Source organism: Nocardioides sp. CPCC 206348 (genome assembly GCF_048654705.1).
Classification (GTDB): domain Bacteria; phylum Actinomycetota; class Actinomycetes; order Propionibacteriales; family Nocardioidaceae; genus Nocardioides.
Genome location: NZ_JBMCZA010000190.1, coordinates 66,818 through 74,257, shown reverse-complemented (window position 1 = coordinate 74,257; position 7,440 = coordinate 66,818). Strand labels below are relative to the sequence as shown.

8 protein-coding genes and 2 pseudogenes are annotated in these 7,440 nt (G+C 67.7%); all 10 read right to left on the bottom strand.

The window, feature by feature from the left end; genetic code table 11:
• Nucleotides 1-530, bottom strand: a pseudogene (locus ACOADB_RS16235) (F0F1 ATP synthase subunit beta); the annotation flags it as partial.
• Nucleotides 531-574: 44 nt separating this feature from the next.
• Nucleotides 575-1,489: a F0F1 ATP synthase subunit gamma gene (locus tag ACOADB_RS16230; RefSeq protein WP_378600613.1), complete on the bottom strand. Its 915-nt coding sequence runs from the start codon at nt 1,487-1,489 to the stop codon at nt 575-577.
• A gap of 3 nt (nt 1,490-1,492) precedes the next feature.
• Entirely contained in the window at nt 1,493-3,130 is a 1,638-nt protein-coding gene (atpA, locus tag ACOADB_RS16225) for a F0F1 ATP synthase subunit alpha (RefSeq protein ID WP_056706242.1), read from the bottom strand.
• An 81-nt stretch (nt 3,131-3,211) separates the two neighbouring features.
• On the bottom strand, nt 3,212-4,018 hold the full coding sequence (locus ACOADB_RS16220; protein ID WP_378600611.1) for a F0F1 ATP synthase subunit delta: 807 nt from the start codon (nt 4,016-4,018) through the stop codon (nt 3,212-3,214).
• Nucleotides 4,019-4,365: 347 nt separating this feature from the next.
• A pseudogene (locus tag ACOADB_RS16215) lies at nt 4,366-4,893 on the bottom strand (F0F1 ATP synthase subunit B); the annotation flags it as partial.
• 50 nt (nt 4,894-4,943) lie between these two features.
• Nucleotides 4,944-5,156 (bottom strand): ATP synthase F0 subunit C, encoded by a 213-nt coding sequence (atpE, locus tag ACOADB_RS16210; RefSeq protein ID WP_056706247.1) that lies wholly within the window; start codon nt 5,154-5,156, stop codon nt 4,944-4,946.
• 127 nt (nt 5,157-5,283) lie between these two features.
• Nucleotides 5,284-6,072: a F0F1 ATP synthase subunit A gene (gene atpB / locus ACOADB_RS16205; RefSeq protein ID WP_237111809.1), complete on the bottom strand. Its 789-nt coding sequence runs from the start codon at nt 6,070-6,072 to the stop codon at nt 5,284-5,286.
• A 9-nt stretch (nt 6,073-6,081) separates the two neighbouring features.
• A complete protein-coding gene (locus tag ACOADB_RS16200) occupies nt 6,082-6,327 on the bottom strand; it encodes a hypothetical protein (RefSeq protein WP_378600609.1) in 246 nt (81 codons plus the stop codon).
• Nucleotides 6,328-6,357: 30 nt separating this feature from the next.
• Nucleotides 6,358-6,792 carry a hypothetical protein gene (locus ACOADB_RS16195; protein ID WP_378600607.1) on the bottom strand — a complete coding sequence of 145 codons (435 nt, stop codon included), beginning with the start codon at nt 6,790-6,792 and terminating at the stop codon, nt 6,358-6,360.
• A gap of 68 nt (nt 6,793-6,860) precedes the next feature.
• Nucleotides 6,861-7,440 (bottom strand): MraY family glycosyltransferase (locus tag ACOADB_RS16190; RefSeq protein WP_378600605.1); only part of this gene is annotated, 580 nt, incomplete at its 5' end.

Sequence of the window (7,440 nt, the reverse complement as noted above, 5' to 3'; positions counted from 1 at the left end):
ACGGTCTTGCCGACACCGGCACCACCGAACAGGCCGATCTTGCCGCCGGTGACGTACGGGGCGAGCAGGTCGATGACCTTGATGCCCGTCTCGAACATCTGCGTCTTCGACTCGAGCTGGTCGAAGGCGGGAGCCTTGCGGTGAATTCCCCAGCGCTCGCCGACCTCGACGGTCTCGCCCTCTTCGAGGTTGAGGATGTCGCCGGTCGTGTTGAACACGCGACCCAGCGTCACGTCGCCGACGGGGACGGTGATCGGGCCACCGGTGTCGGTCACGCTCTGGCCGCGGACCAGGCCGTCGGTCGGCTTGAGCGAGACGGCGCGGACCATGCCGTCGCCGATGTGCATGGACACCTCGAGGGGCAGCACCGAGGTGGCGCCGTCGAGCGTGACGGACACCTCGAGCTTGTTGTAGATCTCGGGCATGTTGTCGACGGGGAACTCGGCGTCGACAACCGGGCCGATGACCCGTGCGATCCGACCCACCGAGGCCGCACCGCTGGCGGTGGTCTCTTCAACCGTTGCAGTCATGTCTTACTCCGTTGATCCGAAAAGATGTTTTGGTCTGGTGGGGGTCAGTCGTTGGCAGCCTGAGCGTCGGCGAGCGCGTTCACGCCACCAACGATCTCGCTGATCTCCTGGGTGATGCCGGCCTGGCGCGCCTGGTTGGCGATCCGGGTGAACTTCTTGATGAGCTCTTCGGCATTGTCCGTCGCCGACTTCATTGCCTTCTGACGGGCAGCGAGCTCGGAGGCCGCGGACTGGAGCAGGCTGTAGAAGATCCGGCTCTGGACGTACTGCGGAAGCAGCCCGTCCAGGACCTGCGCAGCGGACGGCTCGAACTCGTAGAGCGGGAGCAGTTCGTCGGCTTCCGGAGCGTCCGTGCCTTCGATGACCTCCAGGGGCAGCAGCCGTACGGCCGTCGGCTCCTGGGTGAGCATCGAGCGGAACCGGGTGTAGACGACGTGGACCTCGTCCACGTCACCGTCCTCGCCCTGCTCCTTGAGGAACGCCGTGATCAGCGCACTGCCGATCTCGGCGGCCTTGTCGTAGGTGGGCTGGTCGGAGAAACCGGTCCAGGACTCCACGAACGCGCGGCTGCGGAACTTGAAGTACGCCTCCGCCTTGCGACCGGCAAGGAAGTAGTCGATCTCCTTGCCCTCGGCACGGAGCCGCTCGCTGAGCCGCTCCGACTCCTTGAGCACGCTCGAGGAGTAGGCACCGGCCAGGCCGCGGTCGCTCGTGATGATGAGCACCGCAGCCCGCTTGGGGTTCTCCTGCTCGCGCGTCAGCGGGTGGTCGACGTTCGAGAACGTCGCCACCGCCGACACGGCGCGGGTCAGCTCACGGGCGTACGGCGCTGCCGCCGCGGCCTTCTGCTGCGCCTTGATGATCCGGGACGCAGCAATGAGCTCCATGGCGCGCGTGATCTTCTTCATCGACTCGGTCGACTTGATCCGCGCGCGGTACTCACGCAGCGATACGGCCATGTGTCAGCCCCGCTTCTGCTTGACGATCTTTTCCTGCTCGAGCTCGTCGTCGGCCAGGGCGCCAGCCTCGGGCTCGTGCCCGACCTTGATGGAGCCACCGTCAGAGGTCTCGAACTGGTCGAGGAAGGAGTCGTACGCCGCAACGACGCCGCCCTCGTCCTCGAACTTCTGCGACTCGCGGATCGCCGAGAGCAGGCCCTCGTGCGAACGACGCAGGTAGTCGATGAACTCGCGCTCGAAGCGGAGGACGTCACCGGTGGGGACCTTGTCCAGGCGACCCGAGGTGCCGAGCCACAGCGAGACGGTCATCTCCTCGAGCGGGTACGGCGAGTACGCCGGCTGCTTGAGGAGCGCCATCAGGCGCTGGCCACGGGCCAGCTGCTGCTTCGAGGCCGCGTCGAGGTCCGAGGCGAACATCGCGAACGCCTCCATGGCGCGGAACTGCGCCAGGTCGACCTTGAGCGAACCGGTGACAGCCTTCATCGCCTTGGTCATCGCCGCGCCACCCACTCGGGAGACGGAGATACCGACGTCGATGGCCGGGCGCTGGTTGGCCGCGAACAGGTCCGACTGCAAGAAGATCTGGCCGTCGGTGATCGAGATGACGTTGGTCGGGATGAACGCCGAGACGTCGTTGGCCTTGGTCTCGATGATCGGCAGGCCGGTCATCGAGCCCGCGCCGAGCTCGTCGGACAGCTTCGCGCAACGCTCGAGCAGGCGGGAGTGCAGGTAGAAGACGTCACCCGGGTACGCCTCGCGGCCCGGCGGGCGGCGCAGCAGCAGCGACACGGCGCGGTAGGCCTCGGCCTGCTTGGTGAGGTCATCGAACACGATGAGGACGTGCTTGCCGTCGTACATCCACTCCTGGCCGATGGCCGAGCCGGTGTACGGGGCGAGGTACTTGAAGCCCGCGCTGTCGGAGGCCGGGGACGCCACGATCGTGGTGTACTCCAGCGCGCCGGCCTCTTCGAGGGCGCCACGCACGGCGGCGATGGTCGAGCCCTTCTGGCCGATGGCGACGTAGATGCAGCGAACCTGCTTCGACGGGTCGCCGGTCTCCCAGTTCTGCTTCTGGTTGATGATCGTGTCGATCGCGATCGTGGTCTTGCCGGTCGCGCGGTCACCGATGATCAGCTGGCGCTGGCCACGGCCGATCGGGGTCATCGAGTCGATCGCCTTGATGCCGGTGGCGAGCGGCTCGTGGACCGACTTGCGGGCCATGACGCCGGGGGCCTGGAGCTCGAGGGCACGACGCTTGGTGGTCGCGATCTCGCCGAGGCCGTCGATCGGGGTGCCGAGCGGGTCGACGACGCGGCCGAGGTAGTTGTCGCCGACGGGGACCGAGAGGACCTCGCCCGTACGACGGACCGGCTGGCCCTCTTCGATCTTGTCGAAGTCACCGAGGATGACGACACCGATCTCGCGCTCTTCGAGGTTCAGGGCGAGGCCGAGGGTGCCGTCCGCGAACTCCAGGAGCTCGTTGGCCATGGCCGAGGGAAGCCCGGCCACGCGTGCGATGCCGTCACCGGCGGAGGCGACGGTGCCGACCTCTTCCTTGCTGGCGGCCGCGGGCTTGTAGTCCGCGACGTACTTCGCGAGGGCGTCGCGGATCTCGTCCGGACGGATGGAGAGTTCCGTCATCTCAGGTGCCTTCTCTCTTCTGGCTGCTGTGAAGTCTGGTGGTGATGTGTGGTCTGCGTGTTGCCGTGGTGGAGCGGTGGTTCAGCCGGCGATCTTGCGGCGGGCGTCATCGAGGCGGGAGGAAACCGTCCCGTCGATCACGTCGTCGCCGATCTCGACCCGGACACCGCCGACGACCTCGGGGTCGACCACGATGTTGAGGTGCACGGTGCGGCCGTACTGGCGCGACAGTGCGGTGGCGAGGCGGGCCTCGTCCTGGGCGGACAGGGCACGCGCAACACGAACGGTCGCCACACCCTGGCCATGGACGTCGGCCGCGGTCTTCTCGTAGTCCTCGAGAGCCAGGCCCACGTTGCGGTACGAGCCCGACAGCGCCTGGCGGACCAGCTGCACCGTCGCGGGGAGCGTCTTGCCGCCGATCAGCGACTCGACGAGGCCGGCACGGTCCGCGACGGACCGGACCCGGTCCGACAGCGCGTCGCGCAGGGCGGGGTTGCCGTTGACCAGCTGCCGCACGGCGAACAGCTCGTCGACGAGCTTCGCGCCCTGGGCACCGGTCGAGCGGACCGACGCGATGACGCCGACCTGCTCGAGGGCATCGGCCAGGTCACGCGCCTTGGTCCAGCGACGGCCCACGGCCGTCACGACCAGGCCGAGCGCGGCTGCGTCGACCTTGCCGGAGAACAGGCTGTCGACCAGACCGACACGGGCCGCGGGTTCGACCGACTGGTCGGTGGCGAACCGGCGAAGCGAGCCCTCGGTGCGGAACGCCGTGGCCGCAGCGAACAGGTCGCCGGCCACCTGCGCGGCCGACGCCTCGGACACCGCACCGAGCTGGTCGGTGACGGCGGCCATCGCCTCTGCGGACGCTCCACGGAAGGACACCATCAGTTGTCGTCCTTCTTCCGGGTCCCCGCCTTGGTGAAGCCGGCAGCGATCGCCTCTTCCTCCGTGCGGAACCAGTACTCCGCGTCGGTACCGTCGTACCAGCGGCCACCGGGGAGGTGGTACAGCATCGAGCCGGCGTTGCCCTTGACGACGTAGCCCTCGGGCTGGCTGCCGTCGGCCGGAGCCTTGACCGCACCCGGGAACGACCGCTCCTCGGCCTCGTCGGACAGCAGCGGCTGCTCGACGTCGGCGAAGCCGACCGGTGCCTCGGGCTCGGCGGCGGCCGGAGCAGCGGACTTGGCAGCCGGAGCTGCCTTGGTCACGGCAGCGACCGGGTCAGCCGTCTCGAGCTCGGCGAGGAAGCGCTCGATGACGCGGGACTGACGCTCGTCGTCCTCCAGCGACTCACCGACGATGCGTCCGGCGAGGCCGGTCGCGAGGGTGCCGACCTCGGCACGGAGCGAGGTGACCGCCTGCTGGCGCTCGGCCTCGATCTGCGCCTTGCCGTGGTCGAGGATGCGGGTCGACTCGGCCTGGGCCTGGTCGCGCATCTCGGACACGATCTGGGCACCCTGCTCGCGAGCTTCCTCGCGGATGCGGGCTGCCTCGTGACGGGCGTCCGCCAGCTGCTTCTCGAGCTCGGCGAGCTTGGCGTCCGCCTCGGCCTGCTTGCTCGCAGCTGCTTCGATGCCGCCCTCGATCGCCTGGGTGCGTTCGGCGAACGTCTTCTCGAAGTTCGGGACGACGAACTTCTTGATGGCAAAGAAGAGGATCGCGAACACCACGAGGGCGAGGACGATCTCAATCGGCTCGGGGATGAGCGGATTGTGTGCCTCCTCCTCACCCGTGGAGGCGAGGATCAACAGTGACTTCATGGACCTGACCTTGTCGATCGAGTAAAGGGCGGACGCCGTCTACCGGCGGATTACTTGCCGGTGAGGACGAAGGCGAGCGCGATGCCGATGATCGCCAGCGCCTCAGCGAGGGCGAAGCCGAGGATCGCGATCGACTGCAGGCGGCTCTGGGCCTCCGGCTGACGCGCAACACCGTTGATGTACGCGGCGAAGATGAGACCGATGGCGATACCCGGGCCGATGGCCGCGAGGCCATAGCCGATCATGTTGAGCGAGCCGCCCATGTCGCCGGTGATAGCCAGTGAGTTCACGGCCTTGTTCCTTTCGGTTGTTTCCTTTTGCGGGAAAACTGTGGGTGGGGAGTTGAGTCTGGGGTGAAGCAGGGGTGCGGTCCGGAGACCGCCGTACAGGTCAGTGCTCGTCTGCGAGCGCGCCCTGGATGTACATGGCGTTCAGCAGGGTGAAGACGTACGCCTGCAGGAACTGGACCAGCATCTCCAGGAAGCTCACGAGGATCGCGAGCACCCAGGCCAGCGGGCCTGCGACGTACCCGATCCCGCCGACGTCCTGGATCAGGTAGAGGCCACCGGTCGAGAACAGCACCAGCAGGATGTGCCCCGCGAACATGTTGCAGAACAGACGCAGGGCCAGCGTGACCGGGCGAACCAGGATGTTGGAGAAGAACTCCAGCGGGACCAGGAGCGGGTACATCAACGGGCTGACACCGGACGGAACGCACTGGAGCTTGAGGTAGCCCAGCAGGCCGTGCTTGTGGATGCCGACCGCGTTGTAGACCAGCCAGGACATGCCGGCCAGGGCGTAGGCCATGCCTGCCCGGCTGAACGTCGGGAACTGGATGAACGGGATGCTCGCGAAGAGGTTGTTCACCAGGATGAAGAAGAAGACCGTGACGAGGTACGGCACGAACTTCTGGAAGTCGTGGCCGCCGATGATGTCGCGGGCCACGCTGTTGCGGACGAAGCCGTACGCGCCCTCGCCGGCGAACTGCAGCCGGCCGGGAACCATCGCGCGCTTGCGGGCGGCGAGGTAGAGGAACGCAAAGACCACGATGCCCGCAAGGAAGAGCTGGACCATCGGCTTGGTTACTTCGGTGCCGAAGATGCCGGGCAGTTCAAAAGTGTGCGGGCCCGGGGCCGGGAACGGCTCTGCCGTGACGGTGGCGCTGGCTGTGATGTTCACCAGGTCTCCTTATTCCGTGTCCTGCGGATCGTGCACGTCATGGGCGTTGTTCTCGGGCTGTTCGGGCCGGAAGCGGGCGAAGGTCATGTAGATCCCCAACGCCGCGCCCACCAGGATGCCGACGGCCACCAGGTATCGAGTGCCGAGCCAGTGGTCCGCTAGGCCCCCCAGCACTCCGTAGAAAGCGACCCCGGCCACGATGTAGCCGAACGCATGCCACGGATCGCCCTTGGGCTTCTCCTCGGGCTGACTCATTGCGCCCCGGACAATAGCAGTCGCGTGAGGTCATCGCGCACCGCCCTCGGACGGGGTCTGGAACGCCGGGATGCGCGCCGTCGTCGCGAGGCGGATCTGGGCGGCCATCCACACGAAGGCACCCACGATGATCGCGCCACCGAGCCAGTTGCGGCTCAGTTCGTCGTCGAGCAGTCCGGCACTGCTGACGACCACGAAGGCCAGCGCCATGGCCGCCACCTGGAAGGTGTACGTCAGCAGCGCGAACAGCAGGGACGCGGCCGGCATCAGCCGGGCCACGGCGTCCACGGTGAAGGCTCCGAAGGCAAAGACCCCGACCGCGATGAGCGTGCCGACGACCGCGCCCCACGCAGCAGGCGAGCCCGAGACCAGCGCGCCGACCGCCACGAGGACCGCTCCGGCGGCGAGGGCCGCGAAGGCCGCACGCATCAGCACGGAGGGTGCCCGGGTCTCGGTCGTCATCATCGGCGGCCGTTTCTAGTCGCTGTTCCAACGGGCCCGAAGGGGAGCTCTTCGGGAGTTCGTGAAAGTTATCACAAAGTCCCGGCAGGGTCCGAACCGGCCCCCGGATCGAGCCCCTGCTCCAGGTTGTCCGGACCCTCGAGAGCCGCCTCGATGACGTCCTCGAGGGCCTGGTTGTGCACCAGGGGCAGCGCGAAGGTGAGGGCCACCGTGACGACGAGGCCCACCGCGAGGCCGATCCACACCACGGCGCCGGTGAACACGCTCGCCACGACCACACCGAACGCGATCAGCCCCGCCCACAGCCACATGATGATCACGGCCCGGCGCTGGGAGTGGCCGATCTCGAGCAACCGGTGGTGCAGGTGCTGCTTGTCGGGAGCGAAGGGCGAACGTCCGGCCCGCGTTCGTCGTACGACGGCCATGACCAGGTCGCCCAGGGGCACGATCAGGATCAGGATCGGCAGGGCCACGGGCAGCAGGACCGGCAGCAGGCTCGAGCGGGCCCCGTCGGCGCCCTGGGTGAGGTCGCCCGGCGCGAACTGGGTGGTGACCGTGATGGCGGTGGCGGACAGGACCAGGCCGATCAGCATCGACCCGCTGTCGCCCATGAAGAGCCGCGCCGGATGGAAGTTGTGGATCAGGAAGCCG

Coding starts and splice junctions, on each gene's coding strand:
- ACOADB_RS16230 (WP_378600613.1), bottom strand. CDS start 1,489: ATGGCCGTATCGCTGCGTGAGTACCGCGCGCGGATCAAGTCGACCGAG.
- atpA (WP_056706242.1), bottom strand. CDS start 3,130: ATGACGGAACTCTCCATCCGTCCGGACGAGATCCGCGACGCCCTCGCG.
- ACOADB_RS16220 (WP_378600611.1), bottom strand. CDS start 4,018: ATGGTGTCCTTCCGTGGAGCGTCCGCAGAGGCGATGGCCGCCGTCACC.
- atpE (WP_056706247.1), bottom strand. CDS start 5,156: ATGGGCGGCTCGCTCAACATGATCGGCTATGGCCTCGCGGCCATCGGC.
- ACOADB_RS16200 (WP_378600609.1), bottom strand. CDS start 6,327: ATGAGTCAGCCCGAGGAGAAGCCCAAGGGCGATCCGTGGCATGCGTTC.
- ACOADB_RS16195 (WP_378600607.1), bottom strand. CDS start 6,792: ATGATGACGACCGAGACCCGGGCACCCTCCGTGCTGATGCGTGCGGCC.